Genomic DNA, 22,330 nt, shown 5'->3' on the forward strand with positions numbered 1-22,330 from the left:
TGGATGCATGGCGGACGGCCACACATCTTCCCAAGTCGGCAGCAGCGCAGTGCCCCGGCCCGGCGACCTGGTGGTCGCGCGGCCCGAGGGCCTCTATTGCCCGCCCGGCGGCTTCCACATCGACGCCTGGCGTCCGGTGGACCGCTGCATCATCACCCACGGCCACTCCGACCACGCCCGCATGGGCCACAACCACTACCTGGCGCACACCGACAGTGCCGGCGTGCTGCGCGCCCGGCTGGGTGCGGACATCGCATTGCAGACGCTGGCCTATGGCGAGAAGATCGAACTCAACGGCGTGAAGGTGTCGCTGCACCCGGCCGGCCACGTGCTGGGCTCCTCGCAGGTGCGGCTGGAGCACCAGGGCCGGGTGTGGGTGGTGTCGGGCGACTACAAGACCGAGTACGACGGCACCTGCACCCCTTTCGAGCCCGTGCCCTGCCAGGTCTTCATCACCGAATCCACCTTCGGCCTGCCGATCTACCGCTGGGCGCCGCAGGCGCAGACTTTCGCCGAGGTCAATGCCTGGTGGCACGCCAACGCGCAGGAAGGCCGCGCCTCGGTGCTCTTCTGCTATGCCTTCGGCAAGGCGCAGCGCATCCTGCACGGCGTGGATGCGAGCGTGGGCACGATCGTCGTGCACGGCGCGCTGGAGCCGCTGGACGCGGCCTACCGCGCCGCCGGCGTCGCGCTGCCCGACACGGTGCGCGTGACCGACGAGGGCGTGGATGCCGCGCTGCTCAAGCGCTCGCTGGTGCTGGCGCCGCCATCGGCGCAGGGCACGCCCTGGCTTCGGCGCTTCGGCAGCAACTACTCCGACGCCTTCGCCAGCGGCTGGATGCAGCTGCGCGGTGCGCGCCGGCGGCGTGCGGTGGACCGGGGCTTCGTGCTCTCCGACCATGCCGACTGGCCTGGCCTGCAGGCGGCCATCGCCGGCACCGGCGCGGAGCGCGTCATCGTCACCCACGGCAGCGTGCCGGTGCTGGTGCGCTGGCTGAGCGAGCTGGGCCTGGAGGCGCACGGCTTTCACACCGAATACGGCGAGCAGGACGACGAGCCGCCGCCCACGGCCGAGGCCGCGGAGGCGCCGGCCCCATGAAGGACTTCGCGGCCCTCTACGCCACCCTGGACGCGACCACTTCCAGCCTGGCCAAGCAGGCCGCGCTCCAGGCCTACCTGCGCCGCGTCGCGCCGGAAGATGCGGCCTGGGCGGTGTACTTCCTGGCCGGCGGCAAGCCGCGCCAGATCGTCCCGGTGAAGCTGCTACGCCTGCTGGCGCAGGAAGCGGCCGGCCTGCCCGAGTGGCTCTTCGAGGAAAGCTACCAGGCCGTGGGCGACCTGGCCGAGACCATCGCGCTGCTGCTGCCCCCGCCGCAGGATTCGCACGAGCTGGGCCTGGCCGCCTGGGTGGAAGAGCAACTGCTGCCGCTGCGCGGCCTGCCGCCCGAAGAGCTCACCGAGCGGCTGCGCACGCAATGGCGGCGGCTCGCGCCCGAGGAACGGCTGGTCTACTTCAAACTCATCACCGGGGCCTTCCGCGTTGGCGTGTCCAAGCTGCAGGTGACGCAGGCGCTGGCGGCGGTGGGGCAGGTGGACGCCAAGCGCGTCGCGCAGCGGCTCATGGGCTACACGCACATCGGCGCGCGGCCCTCGGCCCCGGCCTACCAGGCCCTGATCGCGCCGGTGATGGAAGGGCAGCACGAGATCGGCACCGGCGGGCAGCCCTATCCTTTCTTCCTCGCGCATCCCTTCGCCCAGCCGCTGGCGGAATTCGATGCCATGCTGGGCCCGCCGCGCGACTGGATCATCGAGTGGAAGTGGGACGGCATCCGCGCGCAGCTCGTCCGGCGCGGCGGGCAGGCCTGGCTGTGGTCGCGCGGCGAGGAGCTGGTGAGCGAGCGATTTCCCGAACTGATGCAGCTGGGCGAGGCACTGCCCGACGGCACCGCGCTCGATGGCGAGATCGTGGTCTGGCGCGGCGACCGCGCGCAGCCCTTCGCCGAACTGCAGAAGCGCATCGGCCGCAAGACGGTGGGTGCGAAGCTGATGCGCGACGTGCCGGTGGTGCTGCTGGCCTACGACGTCCTCGAATGGGAAGGCCGGGACATGCGCGGCCAGCCGCAGTGGGAACGGCGCGCGCTGCTCGACGAGGTGGTGGCGCAGGTGCAGCACCCGGGTCTCATCGCCAGCCCCATGCTCACGGGCGAGACATGGGCCGACCTAGCCCGCCAGCGTGAGCAGGCACGCGAACTGGGCGTCGAGGGCCTGATGCTCAAGCAGCGCGAGTCCCGCTACGGCGTGGGCCGCACCAAGGAATCGGGCGTGTGGTGGAAGTGGAAGATCGACCCCATGAGCGTGGACGCCGTGCTGATCTATGCCCAGCGCGGCCACGGCCGCCGCGCCAGCCTCTACAGCGACTACACCTTCGCCGTGTGGGACGCGCCGCCCGAGTCGCCCGAGCGCAAGCTGGTGCCCTTCGCCAAGGCCTACTCGGGCCTGAGCGATGCCGAGATGGCGCGGGTGGATGCGCTGATCCGCCGCACCACCCTCGAGACCTTCGGCCCGGTGCGCAGCGTCAAGCCCACCATGGTCTTCGAGCTGGGCTTCGAGGGCATCGCGCGCAGCGGCCGGCACAAGAGCGGCATCGCGGTGCGCTTTCCGCGCATGCTGCGCTGGCGCGAAGACAAGCCGGCGCAGGAAGCCGACACCCTGCAGACGCTGGCGGCCCTGCTGCCGTCCACCGAAGAATGAAGCCCAGCGAGGTCAACGCCTGGTTCAAGGAGCGCGGCTGGAAGCCCTTCGGCTTCCAGCGCGAGGTGTGGGAGGCCGTGCGCGCCGGCCGCTCGGGCCTGCTGCATGCCACCACCGGCGCGGGCAAGACCTATGCGCTATGGTTCGCCGCGCTGCTCGCTTATGGCGAGGCCGTGCGGGGCCGCCAGCGCCGCGCCGGTGCGCAGCCCCTGTCGGCGCCGCTGCAGGTGCTGTGGATCACGCCCATGCGTGCACTCGCCGCCGACACCCTGCGCGCCCTGCAGGCGCCGCTGGAAGCGCTGGCGCCGCACTGGCAGGCGGGCGCGCGCAGCGGCGACACCACCTCGGCCGAGCGCAGCGCGCAGGACCGGCGCCTGCCTTCCGCCCTGGTCACCACGCCCGAGAGCCTCTCGCTGATGCTGTCGCGCGCCGATGCGCGCGAGCAGCTGCGCGGCGTGCGCATCGTCGTGGTGGACGAGTGGCACGAGCTCATGGGCAACAAGCGCGGCGTGCAGGTTCAGCTGGCACTTGCGCGGCTGCGGCACTGGAACCCCGCTCTGGTGATCTGGGGCATGTCGGCCACGCTGGGCAACCTGCCCGAAGCCATGCACACGCTGCTGGGCCCGGGCGGCGAAGGCGTGCTGGTGCGCGGCGAGACGCCCAAGGAGCTCATCGTCGATTCGCTGCTGCCGCTGCGTTCCGAGCGCTTCCCCTGGGGCGGCCACCTGGGCGTGACCATGCTGCCGCAGGTGGTGCAGGAGATCGCGGCCAGCAGCACCACGCTGGTCTTCACCAACACCCGCTCGCAGGCGGAGATCTGGTATTCGGCCCTGCTGGACGCGCGGCCCGACTGGGCCGGCGAGATCGCGCTGCACCATGGCTCGCTGGACCGCGCGGTGCGCGAATGGGTGGAGCTGGCGCTGAAGAAGGGCAGCCTGCGCGCGGTGGTGTGCACCTCGAGCCTGGACCTGGGCGTGGACTTCCTGCCGGTGGAGCGCGTGCTGCAGATCGGCTCGGCCAAGGGCATCGCGCGGCTGCTGCAGCGCGCGGGCCGATCGGGGCATGCGCCCGGCCGGCCCTCGCGCATCACCCTGGTGCCCACGCACAGCATCGAGATCATCGAGGGCGCGGCAGCGCGCGCGGCCATCGCCGCGGGCCACATCGAGGCGCGGCATTCGCCGCACCAGCCGCTGGACGTGCTGGTGCAGCACCTGGTCACCGTGGCGCTGGGTGGCGGCTTCGTGCCGGGCGAGCTCTACGAAGAAGTGCGCGGCACGGCCGCCTACCAACACCTGGGCGCCGAGCCCTGGCAGTGGTGCCTGGACTTCGTGCTGCGCGGCGGGCCCTCGCTGGTGGCCTACCCGGACTTCAAGCGCGTGGCGCCCGACGAAGAGGGCGTGTGGCGCGTGCCCGATGCGCGGCTGGCGCGGCGGCATCGCATGAACATCGGCACCATCGTCAGCGACGCCAGCGTGTCGGTGCAGTACGTCAGCGGCGGGCGCCTGGGCAGCGTGGAGGAGAGCTTCGTCGCGCGCATGAAGCCGGGCGACTGCTTCCTGTTCGGCGGGCGAATGCTGGAGCTGGTGCGCTTCCACGACATGACCGCCTTCGTGCGTCGGGCCACCGGCAAGCGGGCCGCGGTGCCGCGCTGGGGCGGCGGGCGCATGGCCTTCACCAGTACCCTGGGTGATGCGGTGGTGCAGCAGCTGGCCAAGGCGGGGGAGGGCGTCTACGACTCGCCGGAGCTGCAGAGCCTCAAGCCTTTGCTGGAACTGCAGCGGCAATGGTCGGCGCTGCCCGCGCCCGATCACCTGCTGGCCGAGAGCCTGCGCACGCGCGAGGGCTGGCACCTCTTCGTCTATCCCTTCGCCGGGCGGCCGGTGCACCTGGGGCTGGCCAACCTGCTGGCCTGGCGCATCGCGCAGCACGAGCCGCGCACCTTCTCGATCGGTTTCAACGACTACGGCTTCGAGCTGCTCAGTGCGGTGGAGGTCGACTGGGCCCAACTGCTGCCGATGGCGCTGCAGCCCGCGGCCGGCCGCGCTGCGACGCGCGACGAACTGCTGCACGAGGTGCTGGCCAGCCTCAACGCCAGCGAGCTGGCGCGGCGGCGCTTCCGTGAGATCGCGCGCGTGTCGGGCCTCATCTTCCAGGGCTATCCGGGCGAGAAGCGCAGCAACCGGCAGCTGCAGGCATCCAGCTCGCTGTTCTACGAGGTGTTCCGCAAGTACGACCCGGCCAACCAGTTGCTCGCGCAGGCCGAGGCGGAGCTGCTGGCGCAGGAGTTGGAGATCGGTCGGCTGCAATCCTCGCTGGAGCGCATGAACGCGCAGGAGCTGGTGATGTGCCACATCGCGCGGCCCACGCCTTTTTCCTTCCCGCTCATGGTGGAACTGTTCCGCGAGCAGCTGTCCAACGAGAAGCTGGCCGACCGCATCGCGCGCATGGTCGCGCAGCTGGAGAAGGCGGCGGGCGGCAGCGTCGAGGCCGGCCATGTGGAGCAGGTGCACCAGACTCTGGTGTTCGGCGCGCAGGGAGCAAACTAGGCGCATGTCCCCGCACGGTGAAGTCGAAGTGCAGTGGGCCGGCGAGCGGCTCCTGTTGTTGCCCGAGCGCGCCATCTGCTGGCCCGCGGCCGGCGTGCTCTTCGTCGCCGACCTGCACCTGGGCAAGGCGGCCACCTTTCGCGCGCTGGGCCAGCCGGTGCCCGGCGGCACCACGGCGCAGAACCTTGCGCGGCTCGATGCGCTCATCGAGCGCCACGCGGTGCGGCAGCTGGTGCTGCTGGGCGACTTCCTGCATGCGGCGCAGGCGCGAACGCCCTCGCTGCTGACCGCGCTGCAGGATTGGCGCGAACACCATGCGCGACTCGAGTGCACGCTGGTGCGCGGCAACCACGACAGCCGCGCGGGTGATCCGCCGTCGCACCTGCGCATCGAGGTGGTGACCGAGCCCTGGCTCCTCGGCCCCTTCGCCTGCTGCCACCATCCGCAGCGGCATGCGACGCACTTCGTGCTGGCGGGCCATCTGCATCCGGTGAGCAGCCTGCATGGCAGCGGGCGCGACCGTGTGCGCCGGCTGCCCTGCTTCGTCCAGGAAGGCGCGCAGGCCATCCTGCCGGCCTTCGGGGAGTTCACCGGCGGCTGGTACGTGGAGCGGGCGCCGGGGCGGCGTTTCTATGCGGTGGGCGGCGATGCGGTCTGGGCGCTGCCTGGCGCCTAGGCCTTGAGACGCGGAGCGCCGGCTGGTGGTGGCTGCTGCAAGCTGCCATTGCGTCGGATGGATGCGGACGGCGCTCGCGCACGCGTGCGTGAGCGAACCAGATCCAGTAGCAGCAGGCTCAGGCCAGCGCGGCTGCAGTAGGGGAAGACTTCGTGTGACTCGGGGCGGACCATTGGGCTTCCTTTCTGATGCTCAGGACAGTGTGAAGGTGTAGCGGCCGAGGGTGGCCGACTCTTTCCCACGCCATTCGAAGCCGGCTGGGGTCTGCGGCGTCGACTGCGGCCACGCGTGGAGCGGTTCAAGGGTGTCCACGGTGAATCGCCGTCGGGTGACGAGGCCGTCGCCGTGGACGACCTGGCTCACGCTCCCATCCGACTCCAGCGTGAAACCATCCAGCGGAAAGGCCTGCTGCCCGACCCGGCCGGGACAGGTCGAGTGCGTGACCTCGAAGCCTTCGCGCATCGACCCGCGGGCGATCGATGTCTCGAAATCCATCAGTCGCCCCAGCGCCTCGTCATTGCCTTGCGCTGACAGCACGTGGTCGCGAAGTGGTGCCGACACCCCAGGTGCCTCGGCGCGGCCCATGACCAGTCCAGCGTAGTCGCCGCTCACGATGAGGCCGCCACCGCGGTGCAGCACGCGGCCGCTTTCGAGTTCGCGCTCATCGATCAGGCGCAAGCCCACCAGCGGGCCGGGCGCGGATGGCTGCAGGCGCCAGTCCTCGACGTAGGCGCCACTGGGCGCGAACTCGATCATGCAGTTGCCCACGCGCCGCAGCGGCGCAGGTTCCGGCCAACGGTCGTGCAACTGGAAGGCCGTCGGCTCGCGCCATGCGAGCTGCTCGCCGTCCCAGACGCACTGAGCGACCCAGCCTTCGTATTCGCAGAGCACGGCGAGTTCATCGCGGCTGTAGTCGGCCAGGGGCCTGGCCTGGGCGACCAGGCCCGCTTCGCGCGGGAGGCGCAGGTCGATGGAGAAGTTCCGGCTCTGCAGCCAGTACACCTGTGTCTCGGTGTCGCTCGTGCCATCGGCAAAGGCAATGATGTGGCGGCGATACAGGCCCATCATCCATTCGGGCACCCGGTGCGCTGCGGCTCGGGCGTGCTTCTCGACGAGTTCATCCAGATGCATCACGCCGCCACCTGCGCCTTCCGGCCGAAGCTGTCGGCCAGGCGCGCGCCCTCGGGCAGTTTCATCTCGCCCCGCGCGATTCGCTGCTTGAGGTAGGTGAAGGTCTGCTGGGTCTGGGCGTAGATGTGGTCGCCGCAAGCGAGTGCGCCATACGGGCTCGCCTTGTCGTCGGGTGCAGGCACGATCGGCTCGATGAGCGTGTCGTAGTCGCAGGCGCAGAAGAGCGGAAAGGAATAGCGCTCCTCCTGCACCTTGCGCACTCGGTGCCGCGTCGCGACGAAGGTGCCGTTCGATAGCACCTCCAGCATGTCGCCGATGTTGATGACGAAGGCGCCCGGCAGCACCGGCACCGCAATCCATTCGCCCGCACCGTTGAGCACTTCCAGGCCGGGCGCCGTCGGCATCAGGATGGTGAAGCACTCGTAGTCGGTGTGCGAGCCGATGCCCTGGCCACCTTCCTTTGCGGGCACGTCGTCGAAGGGATAGTGGATGAGGCGCAGCTGGCTGGGCGGCTGCGTGACCTGGCGCACGAGACGGTCTTCCTCCAGGCCGAGCGCGAGCGCGAAGCCGCGGAACATCAGCTTGCTGAGTTCCAGCACCTCGTCGTAGTAGGCGCTGACGTCTTCTTTGAAGCCCGGCATGTCCGGCCAGCGGTTGGGGCCGAGCAGGGGTCGTCGCCCTTCGCTGGCAAGGTAGTCGAAGCCGACGTCATAGGCCTCCTTGCGGTCCACCACGTTGTCGCTGAAGCGCTCTTCACCCTCGGGCACATAGCCGCTGTGGTTGGTCGAATCGCCGATGTAGTGGCGCATCTTCTCTTCCATCGGCAGCGCGAAGTAGGCCTTGGCGCGCGCCACGAGTGCGTCGATGCGTGCCTGCGAGACCCGATGGCCGGTGAGATAGAAGAAGCCCGCGTCCCGCGCCGCTTTCGAGAGTTGCCCGGCAGCTTGCCGGCGCTCGTGCGCATGGGGTGAGTACAAGGGGGCGATGTCGACCACGGGCAATGCCTGGAATGCGGTATGTCTACCGTGCGGGGCGCTGGACACTTGGAAAACTCCTTGGGTGGATGAAGTGTCTGGCCGTCCAGTTCGGCTACCTGCGTGCGGTGCATGCAGGCCCAAGTCGTCTTGGCTCGCGGTGGCGAGAGTGAAGATGTGCCAGCACATTCCGGGCCTGCGCGAACGCCGCCCAAACACCCGGTGGCTGCACCAAGGCGTCGCCAGCAGGCACCAGCAGCGGGCGCGCCGGCCGGTGCGTGGTGCAAGTCTTTCTCAACCCGTTCCGCTTTCCGCAACGAGATGCCCCGGCGGCGTGCGGGCGCGGCGTGCATTGCGCTGGCACGACTCGTGCTCATCCCCTGGCGGGAGCCGGCGACAAACCGGTTTGCTAAGCACAATTTGCAATGGACGGCTAGGGTTCCGATTCGCTGACAAGGCGAATGCTGGTCCGAGAGCTGTCGACCTCGGTAGGGGTTACACGGCGGGACAAAAGCCCGGGAGATGGACGCGATCGCAAGACCGCGCCGCTCCCAGGCTTTCTTGTTTCACCCTACTCGAGGATCTACCGTGTCAAAGCTCTCCAGACTCCTTCGCACCGCAAGCCTGTGCATTGCGGCACTTGCAGGGGTGCACTCCGCACAAGCCGCCCCGCGCACCAGCTTCAAGGTGTGCTCTTCCATCTACGCCGGCTTCATGCCGTGGGCCGAGGCCCAGTCGCAAGGCATCCTGGCCAAGTGGGGCAAGAAGTACGGCGTCGACATCCAGGTCGTGCAGCTCAACGACTACGTCGAGTCCATCAACCAGTACACCGCCGGCAAGTTCGACGGCTGCGCCATGGCCAACATGGATGCGCTGACCATTCCCGCTGCGGGTGGCGTCGACTCCACGGCCATCATCGTGGCCGACTATTCCGACGGCAACGACGGCATCGTCATCAAGGGCAAGAACAAGAAGCTGGCCGACCTCAAGGGCCAGACGGTGAACCTGGTGGAGTTCTCGGTGTCGCACTACTTCCTGGCGCGCGCGCTGGAGTCGGCCGGCATGAGCGAGCGGGACGTGAAGGTGGTGAACACCAGCGACGCCGACATCGTCGCGGCCTTCGCCACGCCTTCCGTGAAGAACGTCGTGACCTGGAACCCGATGCTCTCGCAGCTGGGGGATGCCAACTCGGTGACGCAGGTCTATTCGTCGCACCAGTTGCCGGGCGAGCTCATGGACATGATGGTCGTCAACACCAGGACGCTGGGCGAGAACCCCAACTTCGGCAAGGCGCTGACCGGTGCATGGTTCGAGATGATGGCAGTGATGTCCGCCAAGGACGAGCGCGCGACCAAAGCCCTCACCGCGATGGCCAAGGCCTCGGGCACCGACCTGGCAGGCTTTCGGGCCCAGCTCGCCACCACGGCGCTGTTCTACAGCCCCAAGGCCGCGCTGGACTTCGCGACCAGCCCCGAGATGCCCAAGTTCATGACCCGCGTGGCCAAGTTCTCCTTCGACCACGGCATCCTCGGCCAGGGCGTGAAGAGCGCAGACGCGATCGGCATGGCCTTCGATGGCGGCCTGGTCGTCGGCAACAAGAACAACGTCAAGCTGCGCTTCGACCAGACCTACGTGCGCATGGCCGCCGAAGGCAAGCTCTAGGCCCATCGGCATCTTCCACGCAACCGCGAGGCTCTTGCCATGCGACTGATCAATCGACGACCGGGGCGGGGGAATGCCGTGTTCCTCCTGCTCATGCCCTTCCTGCTGCTGATCGCCGTGTACTTCATGGGCTCGACGGCGCGGCTGTCGGACAACCCGGACGACAAGCTGCTGCCCAGTGCGACGCAGATGGTGGAGGCGGTGCACCAGTACGCCTTCACCGAGGACAGGCGCACCGGGGAATACCTGCTGTGGGTGGATACGGCGGCCAGCCTGAAGCGCCTGGGCATCGGCCTTGTCATCAGCGCGGCGACCGCGTTGGTGCTGGGCATCCTGCTGGGGAGCATCCCGCTGTTCGCGGCGAGCTTCTCGCCCTTCATCGCGGTGCTGTCGATGATCCCGCCGCTGGCGGTGCTGCCGATCCTGTTCATCGTCTTCGGGCTCGACGAGTTGTCGAAGGTGGTGCTCATCGTCATCGGCATCACGCCGGTGATGGTGCGTGACCTGCAGCAGCGCGCCGGCGAGATTCCGCGCGAGGTGTGGGTGAAGGCGCAGACGCTGGGCGCCAACAGCTGGACGCTGATCCTGCGCATGGTGCTGCCGCAACTGATGCCGCGGCTGCTGGTCGCGATGCGCCTTTCGCTGGGCGCGGCATGGCTCTTCCTGATCGCGGCCGAGGCCATTGCGTCGACCGACGGGCTGGGCTACCGCATCTTTCTCGTGCGCCGCTACCTGGCGATGGACGTCATCCTGCCCTACGTCGTGTGGATCACGCTGCTCGCGTGGGCGATGGACCTTGCGCTGGACCAGCTCACGAAGCGCGCCTTCCCCTGGTTCGGAGGAGTCCGCCATGCTTGAAGTGCGCAACGTGTGGAAATCGTACGGCGACCAGGTGGTTCTCGAACGCCTGAACCTCACGGTGAAAGAGGGCGAGTTCTGCTCCATGGTCGGCGCGTCCGGCTGCGGCAAGTCGACCTTCCTGCGCCTGCTGCTCGGGCAGGAGAAGGCGAGCAAGGGCAGCGTGCTGCTCGATGGCAAGCCCTTGCCCGGCGAGCCCGACCGCCACCGCGGTGTGGTGTTCCAGCGGTATTCGGTATTCGAGCACCTGGACGTGCTGCGCAACGTCATGGTCGGCCTGGAGCTGCCGGCTTCGCCCTTCTTCGGCAGGCTGTTCGGTGCGAAGCGCCGCGCGGTGAAGGAGCAGGCGGTGGCAATGCTCGAGCGTGTCGGCCTCCAGGGCGCGCTCTGCAAGTACCCGAGCCAGTTGTCGGGCGGCATGCAGCAGCGCCTGGCGATTGCGCAGGCCCTGATCGCCAAGCCGCGCATCCTGCTGCTCGACGAGCCCTTCGGCGCGCTCGACCCCGGCGTGCGGCGCGACATGCACGAGCTGCTGCTGGGCCTGTGGCGCGAGACGGGGCTCACCATCTTCATGGTCACGCACGACCTCAAGGAAGGCTTTGCGCTGGGCAGCCGCGTGCTGGTCTTCGACAAGGTGCGTGTCGATCCGCAGGCGCCCGGCGCCTACGGCGCGCGCATCACCTACGACATCCCGCTGGCGCGCGGCGCCGATGCCTCGGCACCGCTGCAGCTCGCGCGCGCCGTGGTCGAGCGGGGCCTGTGCGCGCCGGCGCCGGCACATCGAATCAACGACATCGAGGAGACTTCCAATGCCTTTGCTGCTTGAAGAAACCATTCCGGGCGGCGGCCACACCTCGCTCGTCCTCAAGCGCGGCCAGGTGCTGCGCCTCACCGACCTGCAGGGCGGCGCCAATGTGAGCGTGTTGATGCTCAACGCCAACGAGAAGAGCGAGCGGCTCAACCTGCCGGATTCGCTCAAGTGCCAGCACACGGCCCGGCTCACGGCCGGCCACTGCCTGTACTCGGACATGGGTCGGGTGCTCGCGGCCATCGTGCGCGACAGCTGTGGCTGGCACGACCCGCTGGGCGGCGTCTCCGATGCGCGGGAAGTCTCCGCGCAATACGGCGGCGGGCGCTACCAGGAATTGCGCAACGGCTTTCATCGCAACGGCCAGGACAACCTGCTGGTCGAGATGGGCAAGTGGGGCCTGAACATCCAGGACCTGCTCATGACGCTGAACCTCTTCAGCCGCGTCGACGTGAGCGAGACGGGCGCGCTGCACTTCGTGCCCGGCAATTCGAAGGCCGGCGATCTGGTGGAGCTCTACGCGCCCATGGACACGCTGGTGCTGCTCACCGCTATCCAGCACCCGCTGGACCCGGGCACCCGCTACGACCCCAGGCCCGTTCGCCTCGAACTGGAGCGCGCCGACGCGGCCGTCGCCGAAGTCTGCCGCCTGTCCTGTGAAGAGAACCAGCGCGGCTTCATCAACACCGACCGCATCCACCTGTGAGGCCGACATGCAAGACCAACTGACAGAAAGCCGCAGGTCGCTGGCCGAAGCGTCCTACCGCGAGACCGTGCCCGCAGGCGCGCCCGCCATCCTGGAACTGAAGGCGGGCCAGACACTGCGCATCCTCGACCTCGAAGGCAACCAGGCGGTGGACACGCTCTTCTTCAACCTCGACGATCCGACGGAGCGCTTCGACCCGCAGCGAACACTGCGCAAGCAAGGGAGCCTGTACATCACGACCGGCACGGTGCTGTGGTCCAGCCGCGGCAACGCGATGCTGACCGTGGTGGCCGACACCTGCGGGCGTCACGACACGCTGGGGGGTGCCTGCGCGCAGGAGAGCAACACCGTGCGCTATTCGCTCGGCAAGCGCTACATGCACAGCTGCCGCGACAACTTCCTGCTGGCCTGCGCGCACGACCGCCGCATCGGCAAGCGCGACATCGGCGCCAACATCAACTTCTTCATGAACGTACCGGTCACGCCCGAGGGCGGCCTGACTTTCGAGGACGGAATTTCAGCGCCGCAGAAGTACGTGGAGCTGCGGGCGGAGATGGACGTGCTGGTGTTGATCTCCAACTGTCCGCAGTTGAACAACCCCTGCAACGCCTACAACCCGACGCCTGCCGAGCTGATCGTCTGGGACTAGCGCCGCACGTACGCACGCACGCACGCAGCGCCTTGCCGGAGACGACTCCGGCATGCATGAACAACCCGGCGGGACGGCCCGCCGATGTGGAGCCCTTTTCCATGTTCGACAAAGTACTGATCGCCAACCGCGGCGCGATCGCGTGCCGCATCATCCGCACGCTTCGCAGTCTCGGCCTGAAATCCGTCGCGGTGTACTCCGAGGCCGACGCCGATTCGGCGCATGTGAGCCAGGCTGACGAGGCGGTGTGCATCGGCCCGGCGCCCGCCGCGCAGAGCTACCTGGATGCGGACCGCATCCTTGCCGTGGCGCTGGAGACCGGCGCGGGCGCGATCCATCCCGGCTACGGCTTTCTTTCCGAGAACCCAGGTTTCGCGCAGGCCTGCGAAGCGGCAGGCGTTGCGTTCATCGGGCCGACTGCCCAGCAGATGCTGGCCTTTGGGTTGAAGCACACGGCGCGTGCCCTGGCCCAGAAGCATGGCGTGCCGCTGTTGCCGGGCAGCGGCCTGCTCGCCGACCTCGACGCCGCCAGGTCGGAAGCTCGCCGCATCGGCTACCCGGTGATGCTCAAGAGCACCGCGGGCGGCGGCGGCATCGGCATGCGCCTGATCCGCGGCGAAGACGACATGGCTGCGGCTTTCGAGGCCGTGCAAAGGCTGGCGCAAGCCAACTTCAAGGACGCGGGACTGTTCCTGGAGAAGTTCGTCGAGCGTGCACGCCACATCGAAGTGCAGATCTTCGGCGACGGCAAGGGCCATGTGGTGGCGCTGGGCGAGCGCGACTGCTCGGCGCAGCGGCGCAACCAGAAGGTGGTGGAGGAGACGCCCGCGCCGCACCTCGACGCCGACACGCGCGCCACCTTGCTGGAGGCAGCGGTGCGCCTGGGCGAAGCGGTGTCGTACCGGTCGGCCGGCACGGTCGAGTTCGTCCTGGACGCGGACACGCAGGCCTTCTACTTCCTCGAAGTCAACACGCGCCTTCAAGTGGAGCACGGCGTGACCGAGCAGGTGACCGGCGTCGACCTCGTGGCGTGGATGGTGCGCCTGGCGCGCCGCGAGAATTTCGAACTGGTGGCGCCCGTGCCGCAAGGCGCATCGATCCAGGTGCGCCTCTATGCCGAGGACCCCGCGCGCAACTTCCAGCCCTGCGCCGGCGGCTTGACCGAAGTGGTCTTCCCCGAAGACGTACGCGTCGAGACCTGGGTTTCGCGCGGCAGCGAAGTGCCGCCGCACTACGACCCGATGATCGCCAAGCTGATCGTCACCGGCCGGGACCGCGCCGACGCAGTCCGGCGGCTGCAGGCTGCGCTGGCCGACACCCGGCTCTCGGGCATCGAGACCAACCTGCGCTATTTGCGCGCGGTCGTGGCGTCGGAGGTGTTCGAGCAGGGCCGCATCGTCACGCGCTCGCTCACCGACCTGGCCTACCAGCCCAAGGCCTTCGAAGTGCTCGAAGCCGGCGTGCAGACCACCGTGCAGGACTGGCCCGGACGCCAGGGCTACTGGGACGTCGGCGTGCCGCCTTCCGGGCCGATGGACGACCTGGCCTTCCGCCTTGCCAACCGGCTCGTGGGCAACGCGGAACAGGCTGCCGGCCTCGAATGCACGATGAGCGGCCCGGCGCTGCGCTTCCACCATGACGCGCTCGTCGCGGTCTGCGGCGCCGAGATGAAGCTCACGCTGGATGGCGCCCCGGTCTCCTTGTGGCGCGCGATACCGGTGCGGGCCGGCAGCGTGCTGAAGATCGCCGCGGTGGGCGAAGGCGGCGGGAGCCGCGCGTACCTGGCCGTGCGTGGCGGCATCGACGTGCCGGCCTACCTGGGCAGCCGCTCCACCTTCACGCTCGGCCAGTTCGGCGGGCACGCCGGCCGCACGCTGCGGGCGGGCGACATGCTGCATCTGGGCGGCGAGGTGGCCGAAACCGACGCGCAGGCCTTGCCTGCCGCCGCCATACCCGCCTACGGCAACGCGACCACCGCGTGGGACGTGGGCGTGCTCTACGGCCCGCATGGCGCGCCGGACTTCTTCACCGACGGCGACATCGCGGTCTTCTTCGACACCGAATGGCAGGTGCACTACAACTCCAGCCGAACCGGCGTGCGCCTGATCGGCCCCAAGCCCACCTGGGCGCGTCGCGACGGCGGCGAGGCGGGGCTGCATCCGTCGAACATCCACGACAACGCCTACGCCATCGGCGCGATCGACTTCACGGGCGACATGCCCGTGATCCTCGGCCCGGACGGCCCGAGCCTGGGCGGCTTCGTCTGCCCGGCTGTCGTCGTTGCGGCCGAGCGCTGGAAGCTGGGCCAGCTGCGCCCGGGTGACCGCGTGCGCTTCAGGCCGGTGTCCCAGGAGGAGGCTTTGGCGCTGCAGGATGCGCAGGACCGATGGGTCGGCCGGCTAGAGGCGCCCACCGCGGCGTCCTGCGTGCCGAAGGCAGGCACGGGCAACGCGCGCCTGGCGTCGCCCATCGTCTTCGACCGCAAGGCCAGCGCCGGCCGCCCGGGCCTCGTCATCCGGCAGGCGGGTGACCGCTACCTGCTGGTCGAACTCGGCGAACTGCAGCTGGACATCGCCCTGCGCATGCGCATCCACGCCATGCACGCAGCCCTGCAACAGCGCGGCCTCGATGGCATCGTGGACCTCACGCCCGGCATCCGCTCGCTGCAACTGCACTACGACCCGCGCCGCATCAGCCGCAGCTCGCTCGTGAGCACGATCGCGTCGGTGGACGATGCCCTCGGCGACACCGACGCGCTGACGGTGCCCTCGCGCACCGTGTACTTGCCGCTCTCGTGGGACGACAGCGCCGCCCGGCTCGCCATCGAGAAGTACATGCAGTCCGTGCGCCCCGACGCGCCCTGGTGCCCGAGCAACATCGAGTTCATCCGCCGCATGAACGGGCTGCAGAGCATCGAGGACGTGCAGCGCATCGTCTTCGACGCGAGCTACCTCGTGCTCGGCCTGGGCGACGTGTACCTGGGTGCGCCGGTCGCGACGCCGCTCGATCCGCGCCATCGCCTGGTCACCACCAAGTACAACCCTGCGCGCACCTGGACGCCGGAGAACGCGGTGGGCATCGGTGGCGCCTACATGTGCGTCTACGGCATGGAAGGCCCGGGCGGCTACCAGTTCGTCGGCCGCACGCTGCAGATGTGGAACCGCTGGCGCGACGCGGCCAGCGGCGCCGCGGCCTTCGAGGCGGGCAAGCCCTGGTTGCTGCGCTTCTTCGACCAGATCCGCTTCTACCCGGTGAGCGAGGAGGAGCTGCTGAAGATCCGCAGCGACTTCCCCGCGGGCCGCTACCCGATCCGCATCGAAGCGGGCGAGTTCGGCATGCGCCAGTACCGCGAGTTCCTGGAGGCGAACGCCCAGGACATCGGCGACTTCAAGACGACCCAGCAAGCCGCCTTCGACGCCGAGCGTGAGCGCTGGCGCGTGCAGGGCCAGGCCGAGTATGTCGATGAAAGGGAAGTCGAGGCCGGCACCGCCGACGCACTCGACCTGCCCAAGGGCGCCAGCGCCATCTGCAGCCAGGTGCCGGGCAGCGTCTGGAAAGTCGCCGTCAAGGAAGGCGACGAAGTGCAGGAGGGCGACACCCTGGTCGTGGTCGAGTCCATGAAGATGGAGTTCGCCGTGACAGCGCCCTTTGCGGGCCGCGTCGAGCGATTGCGCTGCACCGAAGGCGGCGCAATCGCGGCCGGCCAGGAAGTGGCCGTGCTGATGCCTGTGACCGAGCAGGTTCCTGCATGAACGCGCGCACCGGATCCACCGCCTGCGACCGCTCCCTCGACATCGCGAGCGTTGCTTGCGCAGCGTTGGCAGCAATCGCTGACCGGCTGCGTGGCGTCGCCGGGCCTCACCCCCTTTCCCTTTTCCTCAAACCAAGCTCCTGGAGTCACCCCGTGCCCCTCTCGATGAATCAAGCGCCCCGCACCGCTGCCGCGAGCAGCCTCACTGCCGCCGCCCTGCTGCTGTGCGCAACAGGCGCCATGGCGCAGGCGGGCGACAAGCCTGCCGAACCCGACGCCGGACCGTGGACCGTCACCAAGCACATCGATCTCGCCTACCCCTACGTGCTGCGCGGCGCAACCACCACCTACGGCAACGGGGCGCCGCTGGGCAATGCCGGCGCCGACGCTCCCGAATCGGACCGACTGGCGCTGCAATGGGGCATCGACTTCGTGAACACGAACGGATGGAGCTTCGGCTACTGGGCGTCGAGCATCAACTACTCGTACAAGCAGCTCGGCCGTTCGTACGACGACCGCAGCATCACCGACTTCCAGCGTGCCAAGTCGGTGGAGAACGACTTCTACGGCGCCTACACCGGGAACATCGCCGGCGACCTCGGCTACACGCTGGGCATGACCGGCTACTACTACATCAACGGCGTGCACTCGAACGCGCTGGAGACCAAGGCCGGCTTGAGCTACGGCCCCTTCGCGCTCAACGCGCAGACGCTGCTCAACGACGTCGTCTGGGGCAACCGGGGCGATACCTACTGGAGCCTGGTGTTCACGCAGCCGCTGCCCTACGACCTGACATTCACCGGAACGCTGGGCGCCTACACCTACCGCAAGGAGGGCACCTACCTCGGCACCACCGACACCAAGATGGGCGTGGCCTGCGCGGCCGACGAGTCCTTCGTGGTCAACGGCTGCTTCGTCGGCAACCGCCCGGTCGGCAGCGCCTTCCGCCACCTGACGCTGGCGCTTTCGGGGCCCATTCCGAGCACACCGGTGACCTGGAACCTGGCGGTGATCATCGGTGGGGACAACCGCTTCGGCATCAAGCAGGACACCAAGATGGCGGGGTCCGTCAGCGTCGCCTTCTGAGCAGCAAGCCGCTCAGGCGCCGGCGGCCGCGTGGCGCAGCAAAAGCGCCGCCAGCACCAGCATCGTCAGCCCGATGAGCCCGTCCAGCACCTGCCAGGCCCGCGGACGCGCGAACCAGGGCGCCAGCCAGCGCGCACCAAAGCCCAGCAGGCCGAACCACAGCAGGCTGCCTGCGCTCGCGCCGGCGATGAACCAGCTGCGCAGGCCGGACGGCTGCTGGGCGCCGATGCTGCCCACCAGCAGGACCGTGTCCAGGTACACATGCGGATTGAGCAGCGTGAAGGCGGCCGCCTGCGCCACCGCCGCGGCCTGGCCCATGGCGCCCGAGCCGCCAGCGGCTTCCAGCCGGTGCGCATGCCGCGCCCGGCGCAGCGCCCGGATGCCGTAGGCGGCCAGGAAGGCGGCGCCCGCCAGCGCCAGCACACGCGCCAGGCCGGGCCGCTCGCCCAGCGCCTGCGCCATGCCCAGCACGCCCGCCGCGATCAGCAAGGCATCGGCCAGCGCGCAGAACAGCACGACGCTGCCCACGTGCTCGCGGCGCAGACCCTGGCGCAGCACGAAGGCGTTCTGCGCGCCGATGGCAACGATGAGGCCCAGACTGAGAAGCAGCGCCTGCACGAAGACGCCCAGGGCCAGTGGTGAAAAGAAAGCGTTCGACATGGCGCTAGCTTGCCTGAACCGCGGAAGCAGGCGCCCGGCCGTCCGCTCCGCGCCGATGCCGTTCGATCGCAACGCTGGAAGACCGGAAGCCGAGCCCGGTGAATGAGAAAGTTCGAATGCGCCTGACGGCTCTTCGAATGCCTGGCAGGCTGCCTCAGGCAAGAGCGTGAATTCCTGCGCGTTCCCCGGCGCTACTTACCGTTGACGTCGGCTATCTCCTACTCCTTCCGACAGCACCCGGGTTTAGTCTGCCTGCGGGGCCGATTGCGCGCCCGCCCGAAACATCAGCAGTCAATCCAATCGACGATGAAAAACGGAATCTACGAAGCCACCTTCACCACCAGCGTGGGCACGCTGGGCCGAGCGGCCGTGCAGATCAACAAGAAGGTCTTCGTGGGCGCGGACGGCCTGCAGTTCTATCGCGGCGAGATCGAGCAGACCAGCGACGAAGAGGTCAGCGTCATCATGGAGGTGACGCGCCACAACTTCGTGACCGAGTCGCCCCTGGGGCGCGAGCCGATCTTCACCCTGCACTGGAAAGGCAGCGTCATGGGCGATGAGTCCTTCCGCGTGAGCTGCCAGCCTGCAGGGTCGGACCTGCGCATCTACGTTTCCGGCCGGCTCTTGCAGGCCTTCGACTGAAGCCCGGCTTTTCCTAGATCACCACCGGCGCGTCGGGCAGTTCGTTGCCGTCGGTCTCGCCGGGGGCCAGCGGGAAGTGCGCCACCAGCAGCGCCGACACCTCTGCCAGGGCCTGCGTCAGCCCATCCTCGAATCGGCCTTCCTTGAAGGCCGCGCCCATGCGCCGCGTCATGGCGCTCCATTCCGCTTCGCTGACTTTTTTCGCGATGCCGCGGTCGGCCACGACCTCGATCGCGTGCTCCACCAGCAGCAGGTAGATGAGCACGCCGTTGTTGTGCTCGGTGTCCCACACGCGCAGCTTGCCGAACATGGCCACCGCGCGTTCGCGCGCCGTCGCATCGCGCCACAGGTAGGAGTTGGGCAGGCCGGCTTCGACGCAGATTCGCACCTCGCCGCTGTGCCGGCGCTCGCTCGCGGCCACGCGGCCGGTGAGGCGCTCCAGCAGCTCGGGCGGCAGTGCGCGCCGCACCTCGGCGCGGTCCATCCAGCGGTGTCGCCAGATGCGCGCGAGCTTGCCGAAGAAGGATCGCTTGCCCATCTACCAATCTCCCGAGGCGCCGCCGCCACCGAAGTCACCGCCGCCGCCCGAACCGAAGCCACCGCCGCCGCCACCACCACCGAAGCCGCCATGTCCGCCGCCCCAGCCACCGCCGCCGTAGCCGCCGCCCAGCCCGCCGCCGAAGCCACCGCGTCCGCCATGCCCCCGGCCCAGCGTGGGGATGCCGACGAAGGCGCTGGAGACCAGTGTGAAGATCAGGCCCACGATGCCCGCCGCCAGCGCCATCCACAGCGTGGCCGTGACGAAGAAGGCGATGCCGCCGGTGGCCGCGCCGGTGGCCAGTGCGCCCAGCTTGTTGCCCAGCACGCCGCGCAGCACGCGCCCCAGCACCACGACGCCGAAGAACAGGAAGATGCCCAGCGTGCCCCAGTCGAAGCCTTCGCCGTTGTTGCCGCTGTTGTTGTCGAAGCTGCCGCTGGGTTGCTGCTGCACCGGCGGCAGCGCCTCGCCGCGCACCAGCTTGCCGATCTGGTCCACGGCGTCGTTCAGGCCGCCGGCGAAGTCGTTCTGCCGGAAGCGGGGCTTCATCGCGTTGTCGATGATGCGCGCGGCCATGATGTCGGGGATGGCGCCCTCCAGCGTCTTGGCCACCTCGATGCGCATGCGGCGGTCGTCCTTGGCCACGATCACCAGCACGCCGTCGCCCACCGCCTTGCGCCCGATCTTCCAGGCGTTGGCCACGCGGTTGGCGTAGCTGGCGATGTCCTCGGGCTGCGTGCTGGGCACCATCAGCACCACCACCTGCGAGCCCTTCTCGGCCTCCAGTGCGGCGAGCTTGGCTTCCAGCGCCTGGCGCTGCTGGATGTCCAGCGTGCCCGTCTGGTCGATGACGCGCGCCGTGAGCGTGGGCACCGGCTGCAGGCCCTGCGCCGGCGCGAGGCCGGCCCAGAAGGCGAGCAGCAGCACGCCCGCCTGCAGGACGGCGGCCAGGGTGCGGGTCATGCCCACGCGCGGCATATCGGGCAGCTGCGGCGCCTTACTTCTTCGGCGCGCCGAAATCGACCGTGGGCGGCGTGGAGATCTGCGACTCGTTCTGCACGCTGAAGTTGGGCTTGGGTTGGTAGCTGAAGACCTTGGCCGTGAGGTTGGTCGGGAAGCTGCGCGCCAGCACGTTGTACTCCTGCACCGTCTGGATGTAGCGGTTCCGGGCCACGGTGATGCGGTTCTCGGTCCCCTCCAGCGTCACGCGCAGGTCGCGGAAGGCCTGGTTGGCCTGCAGCTCGGGGTAGCGCTCGGCCACCACCATCAGGCGCGACAGCGCCCCCGACAGTTCGCCCTGCGCCTGCTGGAACTTGTTGAAGGCCTCGGGGTTGTTGAGCGTCTCGGGCGTCACCTGGATCGAGGTGGCCTTGGCCCGCGCCTCGATCACCTTGGTGAGCGTCTCCTGCTCGAAGTTGGCCTGGCCCTTGACCGTGGCCACGATGTTGGGCACCAAATCGGCACGCCGCTGGTACTGGTTGAGCACCTCGCTCCAGGCCGACTTGGTGGCCTCGTCGAGGCGCTGGAAGTCGTTGTAGCCACACCCCGTCAGTGACAGGACCACCGCGATCATTGCAATCCAGCGCTTCATCATTCGAACTCCCGAGTTTGGACGGGCGCAAACTTAGCACAGGTAGCATCGCCCGCATGTCCATTGACCCCATGCAGGTGCTGCAGGCGGCGCAGCGCCCGCCCTTGCGCGCCCCTGCGCGCGCCGAAGCCACCCTGCTGATCGCCGGCGCCACCGGCGTGCTGGGCAACGAGCTGCTGCGCCGCCTGGCTGGCAGCCACCGCTATGCGCATGTGCTGGTGCTGGCGCGCGAGCCGATGCAGGACGGGCTGCGCGGCGTGCAGAGCGTGCTGATGCCGCCCGGCTCCGACGGACAGGACGATGACTGGCCCAAGGTGCAGGCCGATGTTGCCCTGGTGAGCTTCGACCCGCCGCGCCTCTACCACGACCGCGAGCGCGCCCTGTGGACACCCGAGCCCTCGCAGCTGCCGGACATCGCCCGCTGGCTGCGCAGCTGCGGCGTGCGCACCCTGGCCGTGGTGCAGCCGCATGCGCAGGGCCGCCTGCCCGAGGCGCTCAAGCGCGGCCTGGCCAGCATGGACGAGCAGGCCGTCGCCGCGCTGGGCTTCGAGCGGCTGCTGCTGGTGCGCTCGGCACAGAAGCCCGCCAATGCGCCCCGTGGCAGCCTGCCGCAGCGCCTGGCCGAGTGGATGCTCTCCATCGTCCGCTTCATGGTGCCCGCCAGCGAGCAGCCGGTGCGCGCCGCGGTGGTGGCGCAATTTGTCGACGCGGCGCTGCGCCTGGCGCCGCCGGGCACGCACGTGGCCGCGCCCGAGGTGGTGTGGCAGGCGGCCCAGGGCGACGTCGAGGCGGTGGTGCGCGCCTGGCTGCGCGTCTGAAGCCGGGGACGACAAGGCAAAATCGCCCCCATGGCCACCAAGACCCGACAACGCAGCGACTTCGGCGGAACCGCCGACGACGTCGAAGCCGCCTTCTACGAGGCCTTGCAGCACGGCGACCTCGAGTCGCTCATGGCCTGCTGGGCCGACGACGAGGAAGTGTTCTGCGTGCACCCCGGCGGCCCGCGCCTGGTGGGCACCGACGCCATCCGCGGCGCCTTCGAGCAGATGTTCGGCAACGGCGCCATCCATGCCACGCCCGCGCGCGTGCGCAAGGTGGAGGCGCTGGGCAGCTCGGTGCACAACGTGCTCGAGCGCATCGAGGTGCTCACCGCAGAAGGCCCCAAGCTGGCCTTCGTGCTGGCCACCAATGTCTATCACCGCACGGCGCAGGGCTGGCGCATGGTGGCCCACCACGCGAGCCCCGGCACCGTGCAGGAGCCGTCCGACATGCACGACGCGCCGCAGCTCCTACACTGATTC

The 22,330-nt window shown here is 69.1% G+C and carries 20 protein-coding genes and 1 riboswitch; of the genes, 14 read left to right on the forward strand and 6 right to left on the reverse strand.

The annotated features are described in order from the left end of the window. Positions 1-7: 7 nt before the first annotated feature. From BM345_RS19485 to pdeM, 4 genes are read left to right on the forward strand one after another with little or no spacing between them, the layout of a single operon-like run. Positions 8-1,099 carry a ligase-associated DNA damage response exonuclease gene (locus tag BM345_RS19485; protein ID WP_093382331.1) on the forward strand — a complete coding sequence of 364 codons (1,092 nt, stop codon included), beginning with the start codon at positions 8-10 and terminating at the stop codon, positions 1,097-1,099. Next, positions 1,096-2,751, forward strand: a complete 1,656-nt coding sequence (locus BM345_RS19490; RefSeq protein WP_093382333.1) for an ATP-dependent DNA ligase — start codon at positions 1,096-1,098, stop codon at positions 2,749-2,751. The genes BM345_RS19485 and BM345_RS19490 overlap by 4 nt, the downstream gene beginning before the upstream one ends. Beyond that, positions 2,748-5,297: a ligase-associated DNA damage response DEXH box helicase gene (locus BM345_RS19495; protein ID WP_093382335.1), complete on the forward strand. Its 2,550-nt coding sequence runs from the start codon at positions 2,748-2,750 to the stop codon at positions 5,295-5,297. Before BM345_RS19490 ends, BM345_RS19495 begins: the two co-directional genes overlap by 4 nt. 4 nt (positions 5,298-5,301) lie before the next feature. Then, positions 5,302-5,973 carry a ligase-associated DNA damage response endonuclease PdeM gene (pdeM, locus tag BM345_RS19500; RefSeq protein WP_093382337.1) on the forward strand — a complete coding sequence of 224 codons (672 nt, stop codon included), beginning with the start codon at positions 5,302-5,304 and terminating at the stop codon, positions 5,971-5,973. A 192-nt stretch (positions 5,974-6,165) separates the two neighbouring features. On the opposite strand, the gene BM345_RS19505 is transcribed toward pdeM, so the two are convergent. Both BM345_RS19505 and BM345_RS19510 read right to left on the reverse strand, forming a co-directional pair. Continuing rightward, positions 6,166-7,104, reverse strand: coding sequence for a hypothetical protein (locus tag BM345_RS19505; protein WP_093382339.1), 939 nt, complete (start codon positions 7,102-7,104; stop codon positions 6,166-6,168). Next, on the reverse strand, positions 7,104-8,099 hold the full coding sequence (locus BM345_RS19510) for an isopenicillin N synthase family dioxygenase (protein WP_254789824.1): 996 nt from the start codon (positions 8,097-8,099) through the stop codon (positions 7,104-7,106). Before BM345_RS19510 ends, BM345_RS19505 begins: the two co-directional genes overlap by 1 nt. Before the next feature lie 401 nt (positions 8,100-8,500). Next, a riboswitch (guanidine-I (ykkC/yxkD leader) is annotated at positions 8,501-8,602 on the forward strand. Positions 8,603-8,666: 64 nt separating this feature from the next. On the opposite strand from BM345_RS19510, the gene BM345_RS19515 reads away from it, so the two are divergent. The 7 genes from BM345_RS19515 to BM345_RS19545 all read left to right on the forward strand — a co-directional run bounded on the left by BM345_RS19515 (position 8,667) and on the right by BM345_RS19545 (position 17,598). Then, positions 8,667-9,740 carry a putative urea ABC transporter substrate-binding protein gene (locus tag BM345_RS19515; protein ID WP_093382344.1) on the forward strand — a complete coding sequence of 358 codons (1,074 nt, stop codon included), beginning with the start codon at positions 8,667-8,669 and terminating at the stop codon, positions 9,738-9,740. A gap of 39 nt (positions 9,741-9,779) precedes the next feature. Beyond that, the gene (locus BM345_RS19520) at positions 9,780-10,598 is read left to right on the forward strand and encodes an ABC transporter permease (RefSeq protein ID WP_093382347.1); all 819 of its coding nucleotides are present in this window, start codon (positions 9,780-9,782) and stop codon (positions 10,596-10,598) included. After that, on the forward strand, positions 10,591-11,424 hold the full coding sequence (locus BM345_RS19525; protein ID WP_093382350.1) for an ABC transporter ATP-binding protein: 834 nt from the start codon (positions 10,591-10,593) through the stop codon (positions 11,422-11,424). Before BM345_RS19520 ends, BM345_RS19525 begins: the two co-directional genes overlap by 8 nt. Beyond that, positions 11,408-12,112, forward strand: coding sequence for an urea amidolyase associated protein UAAP1 (locus tag BM345_RS19530; protein WP_093382352.1), 705 nt, complete (start codon positions 11,408-11,410; stop codon positions 12,110-12,112). The genes BM345_RS19525 and BM345_RS19530 overlap by 17 nt, the downstream gene beginning before the upstream one ends. Positions 12,113-12,119: 7 nt before the next feature. Beyond that, the gene (locus BM345_RS19535) at positions 12,120-12,761 is read left to right on the forward strand and encodes an urea amidolyase associated protein UAAP2 (protein WP_093382355.1); all 642 of its coding nucleotides are present in this window, start codon (positions 12,120-12,122) and stop codon (positions 12,759-12,761) included. Between the two features lie 101 nt (positions 12,762-12,862). Beyond that, on the forward strand, positions 12,863-16,513 hold the full coding sequence (gene uca / locus BM345_RS19540; RefSeq protein ID WP_093382660.1) for an urea carboxylase: 3,651 nt from the start codon (positions 12,863-12,865) through the stop codon (positions 16,511-16,513). A 164-nt stretch (positions 16,514-16,677) separates the two neighbouring features. Further along, entirely contained in the window at positions 16,678-17,598 is a 921-nt protein-coding gene (locus BM345_RS19545; RefSeq protein ID WP_093382357.1) for a TorF family putative porin, read from the forward strand. 12 nt (positions 17,599-17,610) lie between these two features. Here BM345_RS19545 and BM345_RS19550 read toward each other — a convergent pair whose 3' ends face one another. Further along, positions 17,611-18,258 (reverse strand): LysE/ArgO family amino acid transporter, encoded by a 648-nt coding sequence (locus tag BM345_RS19550; protein ID WP_093382360.1) that lies wholly within the window; start codon positions 18,256-18,258, stop codon positions 17,611-17,613. A gap of 306 nt (positions 18,259-18,564) precedes the next feature. On the opposite strand from BM345_RS19550, the gene BM345_RS19555 reads away from it, so the two are divergent. Next, the gene (locus tag BM345_RS19555) at positions 18,565-18,900 is read left to right on the forward strand and encodes a hypothetical protein (protein ID WP_093382362.1); all 336 of its coding nucleotides are present in this window, start codon (positions 18,565-18,567) and stop codon (positions 18,898-18,900) included. 13 nt (positions 18,901-18,913) lie between these two features. Here the strand turns inward: BM345_RS19555 and BM345_RS19560 are convergent, their stop codons facing one another. From BM345_RS19560 to BM345_RS19570, 3 genes are read right to left on the reverse strand one after another with little or no spacing between them, the layout of a single operon-like run. Further along, entirely contained in the window at positions 18,914-19,438 is a 525-nt protein-coding gene (locus BM345_RS19560; protein WP_093382365.1) for a TPM domain-containing protein, read from the reverse strand. Then, positions 19,439-20,401 carry a TPM domain-containing protein gene (locus BM345_RS19565; RefSeq protein ID WP_093382663.1) on the reverse strand — a complete coding sequence of 321 codons (963 nt, stop codon included), beginning with the start codon at positions 20,399-20,401 and terminating at the stop codon, positions 19,439-19,441. A 34-nt stretch (positions 20,402-20,435) separates the two neighbouring features. Then, positions 20,436-21,029 (reverse strand): LemA family protein, encoded by a 594-nt coding sequence (locus BM345_RS19570; protein ID WP_093382666.1) that lies wholly within the window; start codon positions 21,027-21,029, stop codon positions 20,436-20,438. A gap of 56 nt (positions 21,030-21,085) precedes the next feature. On the opposite strand from BM345_RS19570, the gene BM345_RS19575 reads away from it, so the two are divergent. Together BM345_RS19575 and BM345_RS19580 are read left to right on the forward strand one after the other, a co-directional pair. Next, the gene (locus tag BM345_RS19575; protein WP_093382367.1) at positions 21,086-21,847 is read left to right on the forward strand and encodes a Rossmann-fold NAD(P)-binding domain-containing protein; all 762 of its coding nucleotides are present in this window, start codon (positions 21,086-21,088) and stop codon (positions 21,845-21,847) included. A 30-nt stretch (positions 21,848-21,877) separates the two neighbouring features. After that, the gene (locus tag BM345_RS19580) at positions 21,878-22,327 is read left to right on the forward strand and encodes a YybH family protein (protein ID WP_093382370.1); all 450 of its coding nucleotides are present in this window, start codon (positions 21,878-21,880) and stop codon (positions 22,325-22,327) included. The last annotated feature ends 3 nt before the right edge of the window (positions 22,328-22,330 follow it).

This window comes from Variovorax sp. OV329 (assembly GCF_900114785.1).
In the GTDB taxonomy this organism is placed as follows: domain Bacteria; phylum Pseudomonadota; class Gammaproteobacteria; order Burkholderiales; family Burkholderiaceae_C; genus Variovorax.